Source organism: Hydrogenophaga crocea (genome assembly GCF_011388215.1).
Taxonomy (GTDB): domain Bacteria; phylum Pseudomonadota; class Gammaproteobacteria; order Burkholderiales; family Burkholderiaceae_C; genus Hydrogenophaga; species Hydrogenophaga crocea.
On the sequence record NZ_CP049989.1, the window covers coordinates 3,051,468 to 3,069,963 of the forward strand.

Genomic DNA, 18,496 nt, shown 5'->3' on the forward strand with positions numbered 1-18,496 from the left:
ACAATTCTGCCTTCCGCCATTCCCCCTCTTCCTTGGAACGGGCCCGTCCGGCCCTCAAGCGACATGAACCCATCCCCCGGCCCACGCGCCTTCACGCTGAGCGATTTCGACTTCGCCCTGCCCCCCGAACTCATCGCCCAGCACCCCGCACCCGAACGCAGCGCCTCGCGCCTGCTCGACGGCCGCGCCGACACCCCCGCCGACCGCGTGTTCCGCGAGCTGCCCGGCCTGCTGAACCCCGGCGACCTGCTGGTCTTCAACAACACCCAGGTGATCAAGGCCCGCCTGTTCGGCCGCAAGGCCAGCGGCGGCGCGCTCGAGCTGCTGGTGGAGCGCGTGCTGCCCGGCCACGAGGTGGTGGCCCACATGAAGGTGAGCAAGAAGCCGCCCGTGGGCGCGGTGCTGTCCATGGACGGCGGCTTCGAGGCCGAGCTGCTGGGCCGCTGGCCCGACGATCACGGCGCGCTGTTCCGCCTGCGTTTCAGCGACGAGCCGCACATGCTCATGGCCGCACACGGCCACGTACCGCTGCCGCCCTACATCGAGCATGCCGACTCCGCCGAGGACGAACGCCGCTACCAGACGGTGTTCGCCAAGCACCCCGGCGCCGTCGCCGCGCCCACGGCGGCGCTGCATTTCGACGATGGCGTGCTGGCCGGGCTGCGCGCGCGGGGCATCGAGACCGCCGAGGTCACGCTGCACGTGGGCGCGGGCACCTTCCAGCCCGTGAAGACCGAGAACATCGCCGAGCACACCATGCACGCCGAGTGGTACCGGGTGCCGGCCGAGACCATCGCCGCCATCGACGCCTGCCGCGCGCGCGGCGGACGCGTGGTGGCCGTGGGCACCACCACCGTGCGCACGCTCGAAAGCTGGGCCGCCTTCGGCCGCACCGAGGGCGACACCCAGATCTTCATCACGCCGGGCTTTCGCTTCCAGGTGATCGACGCGCTGATCACCAACTTCCACCTCCCCAAGAGCACGCTGATGATGCTGGTGAGCGCGTTGGCCGGGTACGAGCGCGTGATGGCGCTGTACCGCCACGCCATCGAACAGCGCTACCGCTTCTTCAGCTACGGCGACGCCATGCTGTTGCAGCGGCGCTGAGCGCCCGGGCCGTTCAGGGCGTTTGCAGCCGGCTGATGTACTCGATCAGCGTGAGGATGCGCGCCCGCACCACCTCGGCCGGCTCGTAGTGCCCCCGGGCCTCGCGCAGGCGCTGCGCCTCCTCGATGCGGTACTCGCGGCCCCACACCGGCATGTCGCGCGTGCCGTGGCTCGGCACCGTGGCGGTGCCCTCGATGACCGCGTACATGCGGTTGACCGGCAGCACCCCGCCGTTCTTCTTCGCCAGTTGCGACAGATCGGGCGGGCTCTTCTGCAGCAAGCCGCCCAAGGGCCCGTTGCCCTTGCCGTCCAGGCCGTGACAGGCAGCGCAGTTGTCGCTGAACTCCAGCCGGCCCAGATCGACGGGCGCCTGGGGCGCCTGTGCCTGCGCGAACGCGGTGCCCAGCGCGCAGCCGAGCAGAACCATGCCCTTGATCATTTTCTTCATGGGGTGTCTCCAGTGGGGTTGAAGCCAGGGCCCACCGACAGGCCGGTGAACCCTGGGACCCATGCTAGGAAGCCTTTCGCGCCGCAAGTTGATGCGGCGCAAGTTCCGTGAGGCCCTCCTTACAATCCGCCGCTCACGAAAGCCCTCCATGCTGCGGTTCGACCTCCTCACCACCGACCCCACCAGCCACGCGCGACGCGCCACGCTCACGCTCAACCACGGGGTGGTGCAGACGCCCATCTTCATGCCCGTGGGCACCTACGGCACCGTCAAGGGCGTGATGCCGCGCAGCCTGCACGAGATGGGCGCGCAGATCATTCTGGGCAACACCTTCCACCTGTGGATGCGCCCGGGTCTGGACATCATGAAGGGCTTCGGCGGCCTGCACGGCTTCGAGCAATGGCACAAGCCCATCCTCACCGACTCGGGCGGCTTCCAGGTGTGGTCGCTCGGCGCCATGCGCAAGATCACCGAAGAAGGCGTGCACTTCGCGAGCCCGGTCAACGGCGACAAGCTCTTCATGTCGCCCGAGGTGAGCATGCAGATCCAGACCGTGCTCAACAGCGACATCGTGATGCAGCTCGACGAGTGCACGCCCTACGAGACCAACGGCCACATCACCACCGAGGCCGAAGCGCTCAAGAGCATGGAAATGAGCCTGCGCTGGGCCAGGCGTTCGCAAGACGAGTTCGCGCGCCTGGGCAACCCCAATGCGCTGTTCGGTATCGTGCAGGGCGGCATGTTCGAGCACCTGCGCCAGGCCTCGCTCGACGCGCTCGTGGCCATGGACTTCCCGGGCTACGCCATCGGCGGCGTGAGCGTGGGCGAACCCAAGGAAGAGATGCGCCGCATCATGGCGCACACGCCGCACCGCCTGCCCGCGCACAAGCCGCGCTACCTCATGGGCGTGGGCACGCCCGAAGACCTGGTGGAAGGCGTGGCCTGTGGCGTGGACATGTTCGACTGCGTGATGCCCACGCGCAACGCGCGCAACGGCACGCTGTTCACGCGCTACGGCGACCTGAAGATCCGCAACGCCAGGCACAAGGCCGACCACCGCCCGCTCGACGAGACCTGCACCTGCCACGCCTGCGCCGGCCCCAGCGGCGTGAGCTGGGCCGATGGCGGCCGCGAGGGCTTCAGCCGCGCCTACCTGCACCACCTCGACCGCTGTGGCGAAATGCTCGGCCCCATGCTGGCCACGGTGCACAACCTGCACTACTACCTGAACCTCATGCGCGAGGTGCGCGAGGCGCTGGACGCGGGCAGCTTCGCCGCCTTCCGCGAGCGCTTCCGCGAAGAGCGCGCGCGCGGGGTCTGAACCGCGGGTTTGTGCCGCCGTGCAAGCCCATCGCGCGCGATTAAGCTGGGCGCGATGAGCCACGCGTCCGCCGTCCCCCGCCACGTCCTCCCCGTGCTGGTCCTGGCCCAGTTCGCGGGCACCTCGTTGTGGTTCGCGGTCAACGCCGTCATGCCCGATCTGCAGCGCGAGCTCGGCTGGGCCACGGGGGCGGTGGGCACGCTCACCTCGGGGCTGCAATTCGGCTTCATCGCAGGCACGCTGGTGTTCGCGCTGCTGGCCATCGCCGACCGGTTCCCGCCACGCACCGTCTTCCTGGTGTGCGCGCTGGCGGGCGCGGCCTGCACCGTGGGCGCGTGGTGGTCGGTGCGCGACTTCGCGGCACTGCTGGCCTGGCGCGTGGCGACGGGCTTCTTCCTCGCGGGCATCTACCCCGTGGGCATGAAGATCGCCGCGCAGTGGTACAGCCGCGGCCTGGGCGCGGCGCTGGGGGTGCTGATCGCGGCACTGGTGCTCGGCTCGGCCAGCGCGCACGCGCTGCGCGCGATGGGCCACACCCTGCCCTGGCCCACGCTGATGCTGGGCGTGGCCCTGCTCGCGGCGTTTGGCGGTGTGCTGCTGTTCTTCGGGCTCGGCGATCCGCCGAGGGCGGTGGCGCGCGTGAGCCGCCTGCAGTGGCAGGCGCTGGGCACGCTGTGGACCGATGCGCGCGTGCGCAGTTCGGTGCTGGGTTACTTCGGCCACATGTGGGAGCTTTACACCGTGTGGGTCATGGTGCCCCTGATCCTGGCCACGCGGCTCGAAGGAGTGGCGCTGTCGTGGGCCGCGTTCGGTGTGCTGGGCGCGGGCGCCATCGGCTGCGCGGGCGGTGGCTGGCTTGCGCAGCGCCTGGGCAGCGCGCGCGTCGCCGGGGCCCAACTCGCCACCAGCGGCGCCTGCTGTCTGGCCGCGCCGATGCTGCTCGGCGCGCCCGATCCGGCCTTCTATGCCTGGCTGGCGCTCTGGGGCATCACCGTGTCGGGCGACTCGCCGCAATTCAGCGCACTCACCGCGCGCAACGCACCAGCGCAGGCCGTGGGCAGCGTGCTCACGCTCACCAACAGCATCGGCTTCGGCATCAGCATCGTGAGCATCCTGCTGTTCGTGTGGCTGGCCGACTCGGTGCCACTGGGCGCACTGCTGCCCTGGCTCGCGATCGGCCCGGCGCTGGGGCTGTGGGCGCTGCGGCCGCTGCTGGCGGCCGCAGACGCGTCACGTTGAAGCGCAGCGCCAGGGGCTGGGGAGCATCAGCGGCGCAACAGCCCCGCCACAAAGGTGATCAGCGCGAACACCAGGAAGACCACGAAGAGGATCTTGGCGATGCCCGCGGCACCGGCGGCGATGCCCCCGAAGCCCAGCAGGGCCGCGATGAGGGCGATGACGAAAAAGACCACGGCGTAGTGCAGCATGTCGGACTCCTTGGTTGACCGGCCGGGGCCGGTCTTTCGGGGGTTCGCGACGACCACCGCCGCGATGGGTTCACTGTAGGCACGGGCCCGGGCGCGTGGTGTCGGCAAGCCGCGCTGCCCCGCGTAGGACGCTGCCGACACGCGCCGCCCCCGGCGGCCTACTGCGCGGGCCCCGGGCAAAGGCCACACTGCGCCAACCCTCAGCCCATCCATGGACGCATCGCCATGACGCCACTGCCACGCCCCCCTGCGAATCCCGGTCCAGGTCTGGCCCGTCGGCGTGCCTGGGTCTGGGCCTGGGTCGGCAGCGCCCTGCTGTTCGCGCTCGGCGGCTGCAGCGCGCTGCCTGCGCGCACGCCCGAGGCCGCGGGCGCCACACCTGGCCGCGTGAACGTGCAGGGCGCGCAAGGCGAGCTCTCGCGCGAGCAGCGCCGCGCGACCTTGCTCAACGTGGCCGCCGAGGGCCGGCACGCGCTGTTCGAACACCACCTGCGCACGCTCACGCGCAGCGGCGACGCCGACCTCTACCGGGGCAACCGCACCCGGCTGCTGGTGGACGGCCCCGCCACCTTCGCGGCCATGAAGGCCGCGATCGCCCAGGCGCGCCACCGCGTGCTGCTGCAGAGCTACATCTTCGAAGACCAGGGCGTGGCGGCCGACGTGGCCGAGCTGCTGCTCCAGCGCGCCGCCCAGGGCGTGCAGGTGCGTGTGATCTACGACGCCGTGGGCTCGATCACCACGCCCACCGAGTTCTTCAAGCGCCTCACCGACGGTGGCGTGGGCGTGTGCGAGTTCAACCCCATCAACCCGGTGCGCCGGCCCGGCCACTGGAGCATCACGCACCGCGACCACCGCAAGCTGCTGGTGGTCGACCAGGACGCGGCCTTCACGGGCGGCATCAACATCAGCCGCGTCTACGGCTCGGGCTCGGCCGCGTTGCGGCGCAGCGCGCCCGCACGCACCAAGGACGCCGCCGACGACGGCTGGCGCGACACGCAGATCGAGCTGCGCGGCCCGGTGGTGCCCGCGATCGCGCAGGTGTTCGAAGACACCTGGCGCGAACAGGGCTGCAAGGGCGAACTGCCCGCGGCCCAGGGCCGGCCCGCGGCGCCCGAGCCCGGCGACCGCGTGGTCAAGGTGCTCGCGAGCGACCCGCGCGACGAAGGCAACCGCATTTACACCGCGCTGCTCGCGGCGATCGACGCCGCGCAGCAAGAGGTGCACATCGCCATGGCCTACTTCGCGCCGGGCGAGGCCTTCGTGCAGGCGCTGTGCGACGCGGCGCAGCGCGGCGTGTCGGTGGCGCTGGTGCTGCCCGGGCGCAGCGATTCGCGCCTGGCGCTGCACGCGGGGCGCTCGTACTACACGCGGTTGCTGCAGGCGGGCGTGCGCATCCACGAGATGGACCAGGCCGTGATGCACGCCAAGACCGCGGTGATCGACGGCGTGTTCTCCACCGTGGGGTCGAGCAACCTCGACTGGCTGAGCTTCGTGGCCAACAACGAGCTCAACGTGATCGTGCTCGGCGACGAATTCGGCAGCCAGATGAACGCGCTGTTCGACAAGGACCGCCGCGAGTCGCGCCCCGTCGCGCTCGAGGACTGGCAGCGCCGTGGCCTCGGTCAGCGCGTCATGGAAGGCGTGGGGCGGCTGATGGAGCGCTGGCTCTGAGCCCGCTCACCGACTCACTGGATGAGGCCGTTCTTGAGCGCGTAGTAGGTGAGTTCGCTGTTGCTGCCGAGCTTGAGCTTTTCGAGCACCCGCGTGCGGTAGGTGCTCACGGTCTTCACGCTCAGGAACATGGCCTCGGCGATGCCGCCCACGCTCTCGCCCTTGGCCAGCCGCAGGAACACCTGCAGCTCGCGCTCGGACAGCGCCGCGTGCGGCGCCTGGTCGCCCTCGCCGAGCGCGTTGTCGGCCAGCAGCTCGGCCACCGCGGGGCTGATGTAGCGGCGCCCGCGCGCGACCACGCGGATGGCGTTCACGATCTCGTCGGGCGAGCACTCTTTGTTGAGGTAACCGCTGGCGCCGTGGCGCATGAGCTGCGTGGCGTACTGCGCCTCGGGAAAGCCGCTGAGGATGAGCACCGCCAGATCGGGGAAGCGCGCCTTGATGGCCTGCAGCGCATCGACCCCGCCGTGCTCGGGCATGGACAGGTCCATCAGCAGCACATCGACCTCGCCGCCGCGCGCGAGTTCGAGCGCTTCGCGGCCGTTGTTCGCTTCACCCGTCACGCGCAGGTCCACGTGCTCGCTGAGGAACTGGCGCAAACCCGTTCGCACGATGGCGTGGTCGTCGACGATGCCTACCTTGATCATGGTGTCCTTCTGAGGGCTGATGGGGGGCAGCGCGCATTGTGGCAGGGCCTTGCGCGCGCAGGCGTCGGACGCTTCCTACACGCGCTTCGCGGCGGCGGCCGGGGCCATCGGCCTTGTCCTACAGCGCCTCGGCGACGCCGCCGACACCGCGGCCGAACGCGGATTTCTACAGTTGATTCCACGGCCAGACGCCCTGCCGCAAATGCAGCGCACCGGCCGACGTCCACCACCCGGTAGGCGTTCAACCAACCAAGGAGCACCACATGAACTGGGACCGCATCGAAGGCAACTGGAAGCAAGTCAAGGGCAAGGTGATCGAGAAGTGGGGCAAGCTCACCGACGACGACTTCGACGTCATCAAGGGCAAGCGCGAACAACTCGCCGGCAAGATCCAGGAACGCTACGGCGTGGCCAAGGACGTGGCCGAAAGCCAGGTGGCCGAGTGGGAGCGCAGCGCGAGCGACGACTGGTTCGACGCGCCCGCCCGCAACAAGCGCCACTGACCGGCGCCGCCGCCCACCCGCCCCGAATCCCTATGCCGGCCCCCCGGGGCCGGCGCATGAAAGGACAGCACCATGAACAGCACCCTCCGCCTCAGCGCCCTCACCGCCGCCCTCGCCGCGTCCGCCCTGGTCGTGGCCTGCGGTGAACGCGAAGACGCCACCATCGGCCAACGCGTGGACAACGCAAGCGAGCAGGTCCAGCAGTCGGCCAACCAGATGGGCCAGGACGCCCGCCAGGCCGGCCAGGAACTGAAAGCCGCCGGCAGCGAGGCCATGGACACCATCGCCCGCGGCGCTGCCGACGCCGCGATCACCGCCAAGGTGAACGCCGCGCTCGCCGCCGACGACCAGCTGAAGGCGTTGAGCATCGACGTCGACACCACCAACGGCCGCGTGTCGCTGGAGGGCAAGGCCCCCAACGCCGAAGCGCGCGCCCGCGCCACGACCCTGGCCTCCGCCGTCGAAGGCGTGGTCCAGGTCGACAACCGCCTGACCATCGAAGGCCAGGGCTAACCAGGAACCACCATGAAACTGACCCACGCCCTTCTCGCCGCCAGCGCGGCGGTCCTCGTGATCCAGACCACCGGCTGCGCCGTCGCGCGCGACCAGCAGTCCGTTGGCGCCTACATCGACGACGCGACCATCACCACCCGTGTGAAGGCCAAGTTCGCCGAGGACAAGACCGTGAGCGCCATGGCGATCAACGTCGAAACGCTCAACGGCACAGTGCAGCTCTCGGGCTTCGCCAAGACCAACGCCGAGAAAAGCGCCGCGGCCCAGCTGGCCTCCAGCGTCTCGGGCGTGAAGTCGGTGCGCAACGACATCGTCGTGCGCTGAGCCCCCGAGCCGGTTCGCGTGTAGGACTTGTCCGACACGCGAATCGGTGCGGCGGCATTGCCGGCGCGCGCGAACACGGCATCATGGCGGCGTTCGCGCGCGCCGGCCCGCATGGCCGGCCCTCGGCGCGCCCTGTGTCCACTGCTTCCCCTGCACTGTCGTGTCCTCTCCCCTGCGCACCTTCATCGTTGAAGACAACCTGCTGATCTTCGACAACCTGGTTTCCACCCTGAAGGAGCTGGCCGGTGTCGAGGTGATCGGGCACGCCCGCGACGAGGCGAACGCGGTGCAATGGATGCAGCAGCGCGAACCCTTCGATCTCATGATCGTGGACATCTATCTGCTGTCGGGCTCCGGCCTGGGCGTGCTCAAGGCGGCGCAGGAAGCCGGCCTGGCGGGCCGCCGTGTGGTGCTCACCAACCGCGCCACGCCCGACATGCGCCGGCGCTGCTCCCAGCTCGGCGCCGATCGCGTGTTCGACAAGTCCTGCGAACTGGAAGAGTTGATCAGCTACTGCGAGCGCATCGCCGACGGCACGGCCACCTCACCGGGCGAACTGCATTGAGCCCTGCCCCGCGCCTGACGCCCGCCGGCCTTCTCCGGTCCTTGCGCATGCCCTGGTCGGCGGCCCTGGCCGTGGTGCTGGCGCTCGGTGTGTTCGCGGGCACCGAATGGACCTACCAGCGCGCGATCGACTCGCTGGTCAACCTGGGCGGGCGCGGCATCGCGCGCACGGCGGCGCAGAACGTCATCCGCAGCCTGCTCGACCTCGAGTCGGCCCAGCGCGGCTACCTGCTCACCGGCCGCCAGCAGTACCTCGCGCCCTATGAAAGCGCGGGCGCCGAACTCGACGTGGCGATCCGCCGGCTGCGCGAACACTACCGCCACGACCCCGAGCTCTCGCGCCTGGTCGACACCCTGCAGCAGCGCGCCCAGGAGAAGGTCTCGGAAACGGCCGAAACGCTCTCGCTCTACAAGGCCGGCTCCACCCAGGCCTGGCAGGGCCTGATGCTCACCGACATCGGGCGCGAGAAGATGGAAGCCGTGCGCCGCGCGGCCGACGTGCTGCTCATGACCGAAGAGCGCCGCATCGCGGCCGAACGCGTGGCCATCTACCGCACGCTGGGCGTGGGCCGTGTCTCGGTGCACCTGCTGGCCCTGCTCAGCCTGCTCGGTTATGTCTTCTTCCTGCGCAACAACGCGGCCCTGCAGGCCAGCCAGGCGGCGCACGCCACCCAACTGCAGGAAGAGCGCGACTCGCTCGAGCGCCAGGTGGCGCTGCGCACCACCGCGCTGCGCAACCTCGCGGGCCACCACGTCACCGCGCGCGAGGACGAGCGCGGCCGCGTGGCGCGCGAGCTGCACGACGAAATGGGCGGCCTGCTCACCGCGATGAAGCTCGAACTCGCGCGCCTGCGCCGTGTGCCCGACGTGCCGCCGCTGGCGCTCGAACGCCTCGCGGGCATCGAGCAGCGGCTCAACGAGGGCATCGCGGTCAAGCGCCGCATCGTCGAGAACCTGCGGCCCTCGTCGCTCGACCAGCTCGGCCTGATCCCCGCGCTCGAAATGCTGTGCAGCGACGCCGCGGGCGTGCTGGGCATTCCGGTGCAGGCCGAGCTGTCGCCCGTTTCGCTGTGCAAGGACAGCGAACTCACGGTCTACCGGCTGGTGCAGGAATCGCTCACCAACATCAGCAAGTACGCGCAGGCCACACAGGTGCGCGTGCGCCTGCTGCAGGAGGGCGACCTGGTGCGGGTGACGGTGCAGGACAACGGCCGCGGCTTCGACACCAGCGTGGTGCCGCCGGGCCACCACGGCCTGCTCGGCATGCGCGTGCGCGTCGAATCGCACGCGGGCCATTTCGACCTCATCAGCGCGCCCGGGCAGGGCACGCGCGTCGAGGCCGACCTGCCGGCCAAACCGGCCGATCACCGCGAAGACGCCGGTCCGGCCCAGGCCTGATCAGCGCGCCGTGCCGGCCTCGTCGAGGTCGTGGCTGGGCCAGCTCACCGCGCTCATCGCCACCTCGCTCAGCTCCGACACCGCCTTCACGAACTGCTGCTCGGAGCGGTGCGCGGCGTCGTCGAACCAGGGGTGGACGAGGGCCGCACCCACCGCGGTCACGAGGGTGACGGCATAGGCCAGCACGGCAGAGATGGGCAGTTGCATGGTGGGCTCCCGGTGATGGAGCCACTGTAGGCAAAGCGCCGCGGCGCGGCGACCGGACGGCGGCGGCTCGGCGTGTCGGCGCTGTCCTACAAGCCCCCGGGTGCGCGGCCGTTCCCCGCTTGTAACCCCGGCCCGATTGCTTTGTGGATAATTGAAATCAAATTACATCCGCGGCCAGCCCGGCCGCTTCTGGAGACCGCCCCCATGCCCACCCGCGCCACCAAGATCGTCGCCACGCTCGGCCCTGCGTCCAGCGACCCCGCCCTGCTTGAAGCCATGATCCGCGCCGGCGTCAACGTGGTGCGGCTGAACTTCTCGCACGGCACGGCGCAAGACCACATCGACCGCGCGGCGCTGGTGCGCGAAGCGGCCCAGCGCGCTGGCCGCGAGGTCGGCATCATGGCCGACCTGCAGGGCCCCAAGATCCGCGTCGGCAAGTTCGCGCAGGGCAAGATCCAGCTGGTGCCGGGCGAGAAGTTCGTGCTCGACGCCGCGCGCACCGAGCCCGGCGACCAGGCCGGTGTGGGCCTGGACTACAAGGAACTGCCGCGCGACGTGAAGCCCGGCGACACCCTGCTGCTCAACGACGGCCTGATCGTGCTCACGGTTGACGCGGTGCAAGGCGCCGCGGTGCACACCACGGTGAAGCTCGGCGGCGAGCTGTCCAACAACAAGGGCATCAACAAGCAGGGCGGCGGCCTCACCGCGCCCGCGCTCACCGCCAAGGACATGGACGACATCAAGACCGCCATGGGCCTCAAGGCCGACTACGTGGCGGTGAGCTTTCCCAAGAACGCCACCGACATGGAGCTCGCGCGCCAGCTCTGCGCGGTGGCCGGCGGCGGCCACAAGCCGGGTCTGATCGCCAAGATCGAGCGCGCCGAGGCCATCCCCGAGCTCGCCAACATCCTCAAGGCCTCCGACGGCATCATGGTCGCGCGCGGCGACCTCGCGGTCGAGGTGGGCAACGCGGCCGTGCCCGCGCTGCAAAAGCACATGATCCGGCTCGCGCGCGAGATGGACAAGGTGGTGATCACCGCCACGCAGATGATGGAAAGCATGATCGTGAACCCGGTGCCCACGCGCGCCGAGGTGAGCGACGTGGCCAACGCCGTGCTCGACGGCACCGACGCCGTGATGCTCAGCGCCGAGACCGCGGCGGGCCGCTTCCCGCTCGAGACGGTGAAGGAAATGGCCGCGATCTGCCTCGAGGCCGAGAAGGCCGACCTGCACGAGCTCGGTGCCGACTTTCAGGGCAAGACCTTCACGCGCATCGACCACAGCATCGCCATGGGCGCGCTGTTCACCGCGCACCACCTGGGGGCCAAGGCCATCGTGGCACTGACCGACTCGGGCTCCACCGCGCTGTGGATGAGCCGGCACATCGTGCGCACGCCCATCTACGCGATGACGCCCAATCTCAACACGCAGCGCCGCATGACGCTCTACCGCAACGTGCGCCCGCTGCTGATGGAGACCAACGTCGACCGCGACAACGCGCTGGCCGACGCCGAGGCCCACCTCAAGAAGCGCGGCATCGTGCAGAGCGGCGACGTCTACGCCATCACCGTGGGCGAGCCCATGGGCCAGCCCGGCGGCACCAACACGCTCAAGATCTGCCGCGCGGCCTGAACGCGTTCAGTCGAAGCGCATCGACAACCCGGTCACGAACATCGCGTCGCCCTTCTTGAGGTTGGTGCCCGGGTCGCTGTCGTAGCGGTAGCTCAGGCCGGCCGAGAGGTTGATGGTCTGGGTCATGGCCACGGTCAGGCCGGTGTCGAACACCGCGCGGTACTTGCCGCGGTCGCGCAGGTCGGGGTAGAGCGCGAACTTCTGGCGAAAGCTCGTGGTGTCGGTGAGGCGGTGGCTCGACTCCTCGGCCAGCACGAGCTCGAGGCGGCCGTAGCGATCGCGCACCTCGCCGGCCACCACCGTCGGGTTGACGAAGCGGTCGTAGGCGTAACCGACACCGCCCGAAACGTCGAAGAAGCCGCGCCCGTCGCGCCACACGTGCCGGCCCACGCCGGTGGACACCGCGCTGCGGCCCTGGATGTTGGCGAGCCGGTCGCTCAGCAGCTCGCCGGCGCCGAAACCGAACCAGTCGATGCCGAAGTCGCGGTTGTACTGGGTGCGCAGGCCGTAGCGCTCGATGGTGTCGTTGCCGCCGGCGCGCGCGCGGTCGGCCTTGGCGTCCCAGGTCCATTTGTCGTTGCCGGTCTGCCGCGCCCCTTCGGCCGAGAGGTTGAGCGAGCCCGCGTTGTTGTTGCCCGACGAGACGTTGGCGCCCGCGGTGAGCAGGTAGCGCCACTGGCCGTCGGGCTTGAGCGTGACCTGGGCCTGCGCGAGCGCGGGCGCGAGCAGCAGCGCGAAGCCCAGTGGCAGGAAGCGGGGGCGGCGGGAACACATGGCAACTCCTTCGGCGAACAAAACCGGAAGGGTCGGCCCGGCCGCCCCGCGGTTCCCCCGGGTTTGTGACGATTTGTCGCACCAGCCGCATCCAGCAGGGCTTCGATGGCGTAATCAACGCCATGCCCGATCTCATCCGCCGCGGACTCACCGCCCTGGGCCTGCTGCCGCTGCTGCAGGCCTGCTCGCCGCTGCGCGTCATCGACGCGCTGGTGCCCTCCGACACCCACACGCGCGTGCCCGACCAGGCCTATGGCCCCGATCCGCGCCAGCGCCTGGACGTGTACCTGCCCGCGCGACCCTTGCCGCAGGCGCCCATCGCGGTGTTCTTCTACGGCGGCAGCTGGACCACCGGCGAACGCGCCGACTACCGCTTCGCGGGTGAGGCCCTGGCATCGCGCGGCATCGTCACCGTGGTGCCCGACTACCGGCTCAGCCCCGCGGTGCGCTACCCCGGCTTCGTGCGCGACAGCGCGCTCGCGCTGCACTGGGCTCGCGAGCACGCGCGCGAATTCGGCGCCGACCCTGAGCGGCTCTACGTGACCGGCCACAGCGCGGGCGCCTACAACGCGGCCATGCTCGCGCTCGACCCGCGCTGGCTGGGCGAGGTGGGCCTGCAGCCCGGGCAGCTCGCGGGCTGGGCCGGCCTGGCCGGCCCCTACGATTTCCTGCCCATCGTGCAGGCCGAAACCCGCGTGGCCTTCGAATGGCCCGACACCCCGCCCGACTCGCAGCCGCTGTTCCACGCACAGCGGCTGCGCGGCGCGGCCCCGCCCGCGCTGCTGCTGGCGCCGCAGAAAGACCCGCTGGTGGATCCGCGGCGCAACACGGAGGCGCTGGCCGCCGCGCTGCAGGCGCGCGGTGTGCCGGTGCAACACGCGCTGCTGCCGCGCGTGAACCACGCCACGCTGGTCGCCACGCTGGCCCCGCCGCTGCGGCCCCTGGCCCCGACACTCGAACGCCTCGCCGGCTTCATGGGCGTCCCGCCACAGGCCCAAAGCTAGAATCGCCGGTTGTCCTGACAGCCCCCGCGGGCTGTCGATCCGCCCACCCGATCACCCGAAGGAACCCCCATGGCCCTCGTCTCCATGCGCGAACTGCTCGACCATGCCGCCGCCAACGGCTATGGCATCCCGGCGTTCAACGTGAACAACCTCGAACAGGTGCAGGCCGTGATGGCCGCGGCCGACGAAGTGGGCGCGCCGGTGATCCTGCAGGCCAGCGCGGGCGCTCGCAAGTACGCGGGCGAGCCCTTCATCAAGCACCTGATCCAGGCCGCGATCGAGATGTACCCGCACATCCCGCTCGTGATGCACCAGGACCACGGCCAGAGCCCCGACGTCTGCCGCGGTGCGATCGACCTCGGCTTCTCGTCCGTGATGATGGACGGCAGCCTTGAGGCCGACGGCAAGACCATCGCCAGCTACGACTACAACGTCGACGTGACCCGCAAGGTGGTGGACATGGCCCACAAGCTGGGCGTGACGGTCGAAGGCGAGCTGGGCTGCCTGGGCAGCCTGGAAACCATGAAAGGCGACAAGGAAGACGGCCACGGCACCGACGCCACCATGACGCGCGAGCAGCTGCTGACCGACCCCGAGCAGGCCGCCGACTTCGTCAAGAAGACCCAGCTCGACGCGCTCGCCATCGCCATCGGCACCAGCCACGGCGCCTACAAGTTCACCCGCAAGCCCACGGGCGACATCCTGGCCATCGACCGCATCGCCGAGATCCACCGCCGCCTGCCCAACACCCACCTGGTGATGCACGGTTCGTCCAGCGTGCCGCAGGAACTGCTGGCGCAGATCAACCAGTACGGCGGCAAGATGAAGGAAACCTACGGCGTGCCCGTCGAGGAAATCCAGAAGGCCATCCAGTTCGGCGTGCGCAAGATCAACATCGACACCGACATCCGCCTGGCCATGACCGGCGCGGTGCGCAAGTTCCTCACCGAGAACCCCGACAAGTTCGACGCCCGCGAATGGCTCAAGCCCGCGCGCGAGGCCGCCAAGCAGGTCTGCAAGCAGCGCTACATCGAGTTCGGCTGCGAAGGCCAGGCCGGCAAGATCAAGGGCGAGCCGCTGCAGGTGGTGGCCGCCAAGTACGCCAAGGGCGAACTGGCGCAAGTGGTGAACTGAGGCCGCGCCGGCTTCAGTCCTCCCACGCGGCGGCCTGGATGGCCGCCACGATCTCGCGTCCCGTGCGCACCAGCGCGGGCGCGAAATCCTCGTGCAGCAGCGCACCGCGCAGCCGCGCCGCCGGCCCGCCCACGGTGAGCGCCAGCGGCTCGCGGCCGTCGCCCAGGTCCAGCGCCACACCGATCGCGGCGATCTCCTGCTCCCATTCCGAGGCCGAGGCCACGTAGCCGCACTGCGCGTGGTCGGCTTCGGCGCGCCGCAGGCCGGCCTCGCGCGCGGGCCAGCGCACCGCGTCTTCGGCCTGCAGCCGGCGCGCGATCAGCGCGCGCATGCCCGGCGTCGACGCACACCACATCGCGCGTCCCATGGCCGTTTCGGCGAACGGCAGCCGCGTGCCCACGTCCAGGCCCAGCAGCAGCCGCGCCGTGCTGCGGCAATGCGCCACGTAGACCACCGAGGTGTCGTGCCGCACCCCGAGCGAGATCGCGGCCTGCGTGTGCTCGGCCAGCGCCTCCATGAAGGGCCGCGCGATGCGCCCGATCTGGAAGTTCGACAGCATGCTGAAGCCCAGCGTGAGCACCGCGGGGCCGAGCGCGTACTCGCCGGTGGCGGCGCGGTGGCGCAGGTAGCCCAGGCTGCACAGCGTGAACGTCAGTCGCGAGACCGTGGCCTGCGGCAGGCCGCTGCGCCGGGCGAGCGCCTGGTGCGCGAGCCAGCGGTCCGCCGGGCCGAAGCAGCGCAGCAGCGCCAGGCCGCGCGCGAGCGCGGTCACGAAGCGGCGGTCCTGGGCGGGGTCGGCGCCGGCGTCCGGGGTGGGCGGGGTCAGGCGCTGTCGGCCCATGGCGGCTCCTTTTCTGCAGATCGGAATACCCACCGCCGTCGGCGACGGCTTATTCCGCGGATCGGAATTCTCGGGCCAGTCCGTCGGATGGCAGGTGCTCGCTTTCCCTGAACCGCATTGACGGCAGCGGGCGCAGCGCCGCATATTGAACCCGCTGCCCACCGTGTTCCGATCAGCGGAATAACCGCACCCCATGACGCCCGCCGCCGCCCCGCACTGGCCCCCCGAGCTGCCGCACCACCTGGCGCTGCCGCCCACGCACGTCTTTCACAACCTCGAGGCCTCGGCCGCGCGGCACCCGGACAAGCCCTTCATCGTTTTCTACGGCTCGGTGCTCACCTACGGCCAGGCGCTGCGCGAGGCCGAGCGCCTGGCCGGCCACCTGCAGCAGCGCTGCGGCGTGCGCGCCGGCGACCGCGTGCTGCTGTGCCTGCAGAACAGCCCGCAGTGGGCGCTGGCCTTCTACGCCATCCTGCGCGCCAACGCGGTGGTGGTGCCGGTGAACCCCATGAACCGCGTCGAAGAGCTGCGCCACTGCATCGCCGACAGCGGCGCGCGCGTGGCCTTCGTGGCGCAAGACCTGCTGCCCCAGCTGCAGCCGCTGCTCGCGCCCGCGGGCGAGGCCGGCCTGCAGCGCGCCCTCGTCGCCACCTACAGCGACCACCTGCACACGCCCACCGACCTGCGCGTGCCCGACTTCGTGCTGGCGCCGCGCGCGCCGCTCGACGACCCGCGCTGCACCGCCTGGGCCGACGCGCTCGCCGACGCGCCCGCGCCCGGCCCCGTCACCACCGGCCCCGACGACCTCTGCGCCCTGCCCTACACCTCGGGCACCACCGGCCTGCCCAAGGGCTGCATGCACACGCACCGCAGCGTGATGGCCACGCTGGTGGGCGGCGTGCGCTGGTTCGGCACCACGGCCGACGCGGTCTGCCTCTCGGTGCTGCCCTTCTTCCACGTCACCGGCCTGGCGGGCAGCCTCAATGGGCCGCTGTACGCGGGCGCCACGCTGGTGGTGCTTGCACGCTGGGACCGCGAGGTGGCTGCGCTGTGCATGCAGCGCCACCGCGTCACCATGTGGCAGGCCATCTCCACCATGGTGATCGACTTCCTGGCCCAGCCCGGCCTCGACCGCTTCGACCTCTCGAGCCTGACCTGCGTGCGCGGTGGCGGCGCAGCCATGCCCGAGGCGCTGGCTGCGCGGCTCAAGGCCCTCACGGGCCGCGATTACATCGAGGGCTACGGCATGACCGAGACCATGGCCGCGACCCACATCAACCCGCTGCACCGGCCCAAGCGCCAGTGCCTGGGCCTGCCGGTGTTCGACGTGGACGCGCGCGTGATCGACCCCGAGACCCTGGCCGAGCGGCCCACGGGCGAAACCGGCGAGATCGTGGTGCACGGCCCGCAACTCATGCAGGGCTACTGGAACCACCCGCAGGCCACGCGGGAGGCCTTCATCGACATCGGCGGCAAGCGCTTCCTGCGCACCGGCGACCTCGGCCACGTCGACGCCGAGGGCTACTTCTTCATGACCGACCGGCTCAAGCGCATGATCAACGCGAGCGGCTACAAGGTCTGGCCCGCCGAGGTGGAGGCCCTGCTCTATCACCACCCCGCGATCCAGGAGGCCTGCGTGATCGGCGCGCGCGACGCGCGCCGCGGCGAGACCGTGAAAGCGCTGGTGGTGCTGCGGCCCGAGCACCGCGGCCGGCTCGCCGAGAAGGACCTGATCGACTGGGCGCACGGCCACATGGCGGCCTACAAGAGCCCGCGCATCGTCGAATTCGTGGACGCGCTGCCCCGCTCGGGCAGCGGCAAGGTGATGTGGCGCGAACTGCAGGCGCAGCAGGCCGCGCGCGATGCCACCGCCCCCTGATTTCCCGCCCCGCCACCCGGCAGAACAACCGCAAGGAGACACCGCGATGACCCCCACCGACCCGTCCACCGCCCCCACCATCGGCCGCCGGCGCCTGCTGCTCGCCGGCCTCGCGGCCGGCACCGCCGCGCCCTGGATCGGCGCGCAGGCCCAGAGCTACCCGAGCCGGCCCATCACGCTCATCGTGCCCTGGCCCGCGGGCGGGTCCACCGACCGCCACCTGCGCACGCTGGCCGAGATCGCGAGCAAGCACCTGGGCCAGTCCATCGTGATCGAGAACCGCCCCGGCGCGGGCGGCACGCTGGGCCCGGCCACCATGGCGCAGACCGCCAGGCCCGACGGCTACACCATCGCCCAGTTCCCGCTCGGGCTGCTGCGCATGCCGCACATGCAGAAGACCGCCTGGGACCCGCTCAACGACTTCACCTACATCATCGGTGTCTCGGGCTACACCTTCGGCCTCACGGTGAAGGCCGACTCGCCCTACAAGACCTTCAAGGACTACATCGAGGCCGCGCGCAAGCAGCCGGGCCAGATCAACTACGGCTCGACCGGCACCGGCAGCAGCCCGCACCTGCTGATGGAAGAACTGGCCGGCAACGCCAAGGTGCAGCTCACGCACATCCCGTTCAAGGGCAACGCCGACCTGCAGGCCGCGCTGCTGGGCGGGCACATCATGGCCCAGAGCGACGCCAGCGGCTGGGACAAATACGTCGATGGCGGTCAGATGCGCCTGCTCGTGACCTTCGGCGAGCAGCGCACCCAGCGCTGGCCCGAGGTGCCCACGGCGCAGGAGCTCGGCTACGGCGTGGTGTCCACCTCGCCCTACGGCCTGGCCGGCCCCAAGGGCATGGACCCGGCCGTGGTGAAGACCCTGCACGACGCCTTCAAGAAGGCCATGGACGACCCCAAGCACATGGAGGTGCTGGGCCAGCTCAACCAGGCCGTGTGGTACCGCAACGGCGAGGACTACCGCAAGTGGGCCGGCGAAACCTTCGCCAAGGACAAGGCCCTGATCGAGCGGCTGGGGCTGGCGGCCAAGTGAGCGCCGGGCCGCGGACCGGGCTTTGACCGGGCGCCGCGGCAACTTGCGATAATCCCG

The 18,496-nt window shown here is 70.6% G+C and carries 20 protein-coding genes; 14 read left to right on the top strand and 6 right to left on the bottom strand.

Annotation, left to right across the window (positions count from 1 at the left end):
• Positions 1–63: 63 nt before the first annotated feature.
• Positions 64–1,107 carry a tRNA preQ1(34) S-adenosylmethionine ribosyltransferase-isomerase QueA gene (gene queA, locus G9Q37_RS14350; protein ID WP_166228133.1) on the top strand — a complete coding sequence of 348 codons (1,044 nt, stop codon included), beginning with the start codon at positions 64–66 and terminating at the stop codon, positions 1,105–1,107.
• 13 nt (positions 1,108–1,120) lie between these two features.
• On the opposite strand, the gene G9Q37_RS21870 is transcribed toward queA, so the two are convergent.
• The gene (locus tag G9Q37_RS21870) at positions 1,121–1,555 is read right to left on the bottom strand and encodes a c-type cytochrome (RefSeq protein WP_166228135.1); all 435 of its coding nucleotides are present in this window, start codon (positions 1,553–1,555) and stop codon (positions 1,121–1,123) included.
• Between the two features lie 148 nt (positions 1,556–1,703).
• Here G9Q37_RS21870 and tgt point away from each other — a divergent pair, with 148 nt between their 5' ends.
• Positions 1,704–2,876: a tRNA guanosine(34) transglycosylase Tgt gene (gene tgt, locus G9Q37_RS14360; RefSeq protein WP_166228137.1), complete on the top strand. Its 1,173-nt coding sequence runs from the start codon at positions 1,704–1,706 to the stop codon at positions 2,874–2,876.
• A gap of 54 nt (positions 2,877–2,930) precedes the next feature.
• Positions 2,931–4,115, top strand: a complete 1,185-nt coding sequence (locus tag G9Q37_RS14365) for an MFS transporter (protein ID WP_166228139.1) — start codon at positions 2,931–2,933, stop codon at positions 4,113–4,115.
• Between the two features lie 26 nt (positions 4,116–4,141).
• Here the strand turns inward: G9Q37_RS14365 and G9Q37_RS14370 are convergent, their stop codons facing one another.
• Positions 4,142–4,303 carry a DUF1328 domain-containing protein gene (locus tag G9Q37_RS14370; RefSeq protein WP_166228141.1) on the bottom strand — a complete coding sequence of 54 codons (162 nt, stop codon included), beginning with the start codon at positions 4,301–4,303 and terminating at the stop codon, positions 4,142–4,144.
• 225 nt (positions 4,304–4,528) lie between these two features.
• Between G9Q37_RS14370 and G9Q37_RS14375 the strand changes: the two genes are divergently transcribed.
• A complete protein-coding gene (locus tag G9Q37_RS14375) occupies positions 4,529–5,974 on the top strand; it encodes a phospholipase D-like domain-containing protein (RefSeq protein ID WP_166228143.1) in 1,446 nt (481 codons plus the stop codon).
• Positions 5,975–5,988: 14 nt separating this feature from the next.
• Here G9Q37_RS14375 and G9Q37_RS14380 read toward each other — a convergent pair whose 3' ends face one another.
• Positions 5,989–6,621, bottom strand: coding sequence for a response regulator (locus G9Q37_RS14380; RefSeq protein WP_166228145.1), 633 nt, complete (start codon positions 6,619–6,621; stop codon positions 5,989–5,991).
• A 263-nt stretch (positions 6,622–6,884) separates the two neighbouring features.
• Between G9Q37_RS14380 and G9Q37_RS14385 the strand changes: the two genes are divergently transcribed.
• The 5 genes from G9Q37_RS14385 (at position 6,885) to G9Q37_RS14405 (ending at position 9,923) form a co-directional block, all read left to right on the top strand.
• Entirely contained in the window at positions 6,885–7,124 is a 240-nt protein-coding gene (locus G9Q37_RS14385) for a CsbD family protein (protein ID WP_166228147.1), read from the top strand.
• Positions 7,125–7,196: 72 nt separating this feature from the next.
• Complete coding sequence (locus G9Q37_RS14390) at positions 7,197–7,637, top strand: BON domain-containing protein (protein ID WP_166228149.1); 441 nt, start codon at positions 7,197–7,199, stop codon at positions 7,635–7,637.
• Positions 7,638–7,649: 12 nt separating this feature from the next.
• Positions 7,650–7,961 carry a BON domain-containing protein gene (locus G9Q37_RS14395; RefSeq protein WP_166228151.1) on the top strand — a complete coding sequence of 104 codons (312 nt, stop codon included), beginning with the start codon at positions 7,650–7,652 and terminating at the stop codon, positions 7,959–7,961.
• Between the two features lie 160 nt (positions 7,962–8,121).
• On the top strand, positions 8,122–8,526 hold the full coding sequence (locus tag G9Q37_RS14400; protein WP_205710654.1) for a response regulator transcription factor: 405 nt from the start codon (positions 8,122–8,124) through the stop codon (positions 8,524–8,526).
• A 47-nt stretch (positions 8,527–8,573) separates the two neighbouring features.
• Positions 8,574–9,923 (top strand): CHASE3 domain-containing protein, encoded by a 1,350-nt coding sequence (locus G9Q37_RS14405; protein WP_166228153.1) that lies wholly within the window; start codon positions 8,574–8,576, stop codon positions 9,921–9,923.
• Here G9Q37_RS14405 and G9Q37_RS14410 read toward each other — a convergent pair whose 3' ends face one another.
• Positions 9,924–10,130, bottom strand: a complete 207-nt coding sequence (locus G9Q37_RS14410; protein ID WP_166228155.1) for a hypothetical protein — start codon at positions 10,128–10,130, stop codon at positions 9,924–9,926. It abuts the gene before it with no gap.
• A gap of 204 nt (positions 10,131–10,334) precedes the next feature.
• Here G9Q37_RS14410 and pyk point away from each other — a divergent pair, with 204 nt between their 5' ends.
• Entirely contained in the window at positions 10,335–11,762 is a 1,428-nt protein-coding gene (gene pyk, locus G9Q37_RS14415) for a pyruvate kinase (protein ID WP_166228157.1), read from the top strand.
• A 6-nt stretch (positions 11,763–11,768) separates the two neighbouring features.
• On the opposite strand, the gene G9Q37_RS14420 is transcribed toward pyk, so the two are convergent.
• Positions 11,769–12,536: a DUF481 domain-containing protein gene (locus tag G9Q37_RS14420; RefSeq protein WP_166228159.1), complete on the bottom strand. Its 768-nt coding sequence runs from the start codon at positions 12,534–12,536 to the stop codon at positions 11,769–11,771.
• A gap of 122 nt (positions 12,537–12,658) precedes the next feature.
• Between G9Q37_RS14420 and G9Q37_RS14425 the strand changes: the two genes are divergently transcribed.
• Both G9Q37_RS14425 and fba read left to right on the top strand, forming a co-directional pair.
• The gene (locus G9Q37_RS14425) at positions 12,659–13,540 is read left to right on the top strand and encodes an alpha/beta hydrolase (RefSeq protein WP_166228161.1); all 882 of its coding nucleotides are present in this window, start codon (positions 12,659–12,661) and stop codon (positions 13,538–13,540) included.
• A 69-nt stretch (positions 13,541–13,609) separates the two neighbouring features.
• Entirely contained in the window at positions 13,610–14,674 is a 1,065-nt protein-coding gene (gene fba, locus G9Q37_RS14430; protein WP_166228163.1) for a class II fructose-bisphosphate aldolase, read from the top strand.
• Between the two features lie 13 nt (positions 14,675–14,687).
• Here the strand turns inward: fba and G9Q37_RS14435 are convergent, their stop codons facing one another.
• Positions 14,688–15,515: an IclR family transcriptional regulator gene (locus G9Q37_RS14435; protein WP_166228165.1), complete on the bottom strand. Its 828-nt coding sequence runs from the start codon at positions 15,513–15,515 to the stop codon at positions 14,688–14,690.
• A 193-nt stretch (positions 15,516–15,708) separates the two neighbouring features.
• On the opposite strand from G9Q37_RS14435, the gene G9Q37_RS14440 reads away from it, so the two are divergent.
• Together G9Q37_RS14440 and G9Q37_RS14445 are read left to right on the top strand one after the other, a co-directional pair.
• Positions 15,709–17,394, top strand: a complete 1,686-nt coding sequence (locus G9Q37_RS14440) for a long-chain fatty acid--CoA ligase (protein ID WP_166228167.1) — start codon at positions 15,709–15,711, stop codon at positions 17,392–17,394.
• A 46-nt stretch (positions 17,395–17,440) separates the two neighbouring features.
• Positions 17,441–18,439, top strand: a complete 999-nt coding sequence (locus G9Q37_RS14445; protein WP_166228170.1) for a tripartite tricarboxylate transporter substrate binding protein — start codon at positions 17,441–17,443, stop codon at positions 18,437–18,439.
• The last annotated feature ends 57 nt before the right edge of the window (positions 18,440–18,496 follow it).

What these genes read in the sequence shown, in the direction of transcription:
- queA (WP_166228133.1), top strand. Translation starts at nt 64, where the DNA reads ATGAACCCATCCCCCGGCCCACGCGCCTTCACGCTGAGCGATTTCGAC.
- G9Q37_RS21870 (WP_166228135.1), bottom strand. Translation starts at nt 1,555, where the DNA reads ATGAAGAAAATGATCAAGGGCATGGTTCTGCTCGGCTGCGCGCTGGGC.
- tgt (WP_166228137.1), top strand. Translation starts at nt 1,704, where the DNA reads ATGCTGCGGTTCGACCTCCTCACCACCGACCCCACCAGCCACGCGCGA.
- G9Q37_RS14365 (WP_166228139.1), top strand. Translation starts at nt 2,931, where the DNA reads ATGAGCCACGCGTCCGCCGTCCCCCGCCACGTCCTCCCCGTGCTGGTC.
- G9Q37_RS14370 (WP_166228141.1), bottom strand. Translation starts at nt 4,303, where the DNA reads ATGCTGCACTACGCCGTGGTCTTTTTCGTCATCGCCCTCATCGCGGCC.
- G9Q37_RS14375 (WP_166228143.1), top strand. Translation starts at nt 4,529, where the DNA reads ATGACGCCACTGCCACGCCCCCCTGCGAATCCCGGTCCAGGTCTGGCC.
- G9Q37_RS14380 (WP_166228145.1), bottom strand. Translation starts at nt 6,621, where the DNA reads ATGATCAAGGTAGGCATCGTCGACGACCACGCCATCGTGCGAACGGGT.
- G9Q37_RS14385 (WP_166228147.1), top strand. Translation starts at nt 6,885, where the DNA reads ATGAACTGGGACCGCATCGAAGGCAACTGGAAGCAAGTCAAGGGCAAG.
- G9Q37_RS14390 (WP_166228149.1), top strand. Translation starts at nt 7,197, where the DNA reads ATGAACAGCACCCTCCGCCTCAGCGCCCTCACCGCCGCCCTCGCCGCG.
- G9Q37_RS14395 (WP_166228151.1), top strand. Translation starts at nt 7,650, where the DNA reads ATGAAACTGACCCACGCCCTTCTCGCCGCCAGCGCGGCGGTCCTCGTG.
- G9Q37_RS14405 (WP_166228153.1), top strand. Translation starts at nt 8,574, where the DNA reads ATGCCCTGGTCGGCGGCCCTGGCCGTGGTGCTGGCGCTCGGTGTGTTC.
- G9Q37_RS14410 (WP_166228155.1), bottom strand. Translation starts at nt 10,130, where the DNA reads ATGCAACTGCCCATCTCTGCCGTGCTGGCCTATGCCGTCACCCTCGTG.
- pyk (WP_166228157.1), top strand. Translation starts at nt 10,335, where the DNA reads ATGCCCACCCGCGCCACCAAGATCGTCGCCACGCTCGGCCCTGCGTCC.
- G9Q37_RS14420 (WP_166228159.1), bottom strand. Translation starts at nt 12,536, where the DNA reads ATGTGTTCCCGCCGCCCCCGCTTCCTGCCACTGGGCTTCGCGCTGCTG.
- G9Q37_RS14425 (WP_166228161.1), top strand. Translation starts at nt 12,659, where the DNA reads ATGCCCGATCTCATCCGCCGCGGACTCACCGCCCTGGGCCTGCTGCCG.
- fba (WP_166228163.1), top strand. Translation starts at nt 13,610, where the DNA reads ATGGCCCTCGTCTCCATGCGCGAACTGCTCGACCATGCCGCCGCCAAC.
- G9Q37_RS14435 (WP_166228165.1), bottom strand. Translation starts at nt 15,515, where the DNA reads ATGGGCCGACAGCGCCTGACCCCGCCCACCCCGGACGCCGGCGCCGAC.
- G9Q37_RS14440 (WP_166228167.1), top strand. Translation starts at nt 15,709, where the DNA reads ATGACGCCCGCCGCCGCCCCGCACTGGCCCCCCGAGCTGCCGCACCAC.
- G9Q37_RS14445 (WP_166228170.1), top strand. Translation starts at nt 17,441, where the DNA reads ATGACCCCCACCGACCCGTCCACCGCCCCCACCATCGGCCGCCGGCGC.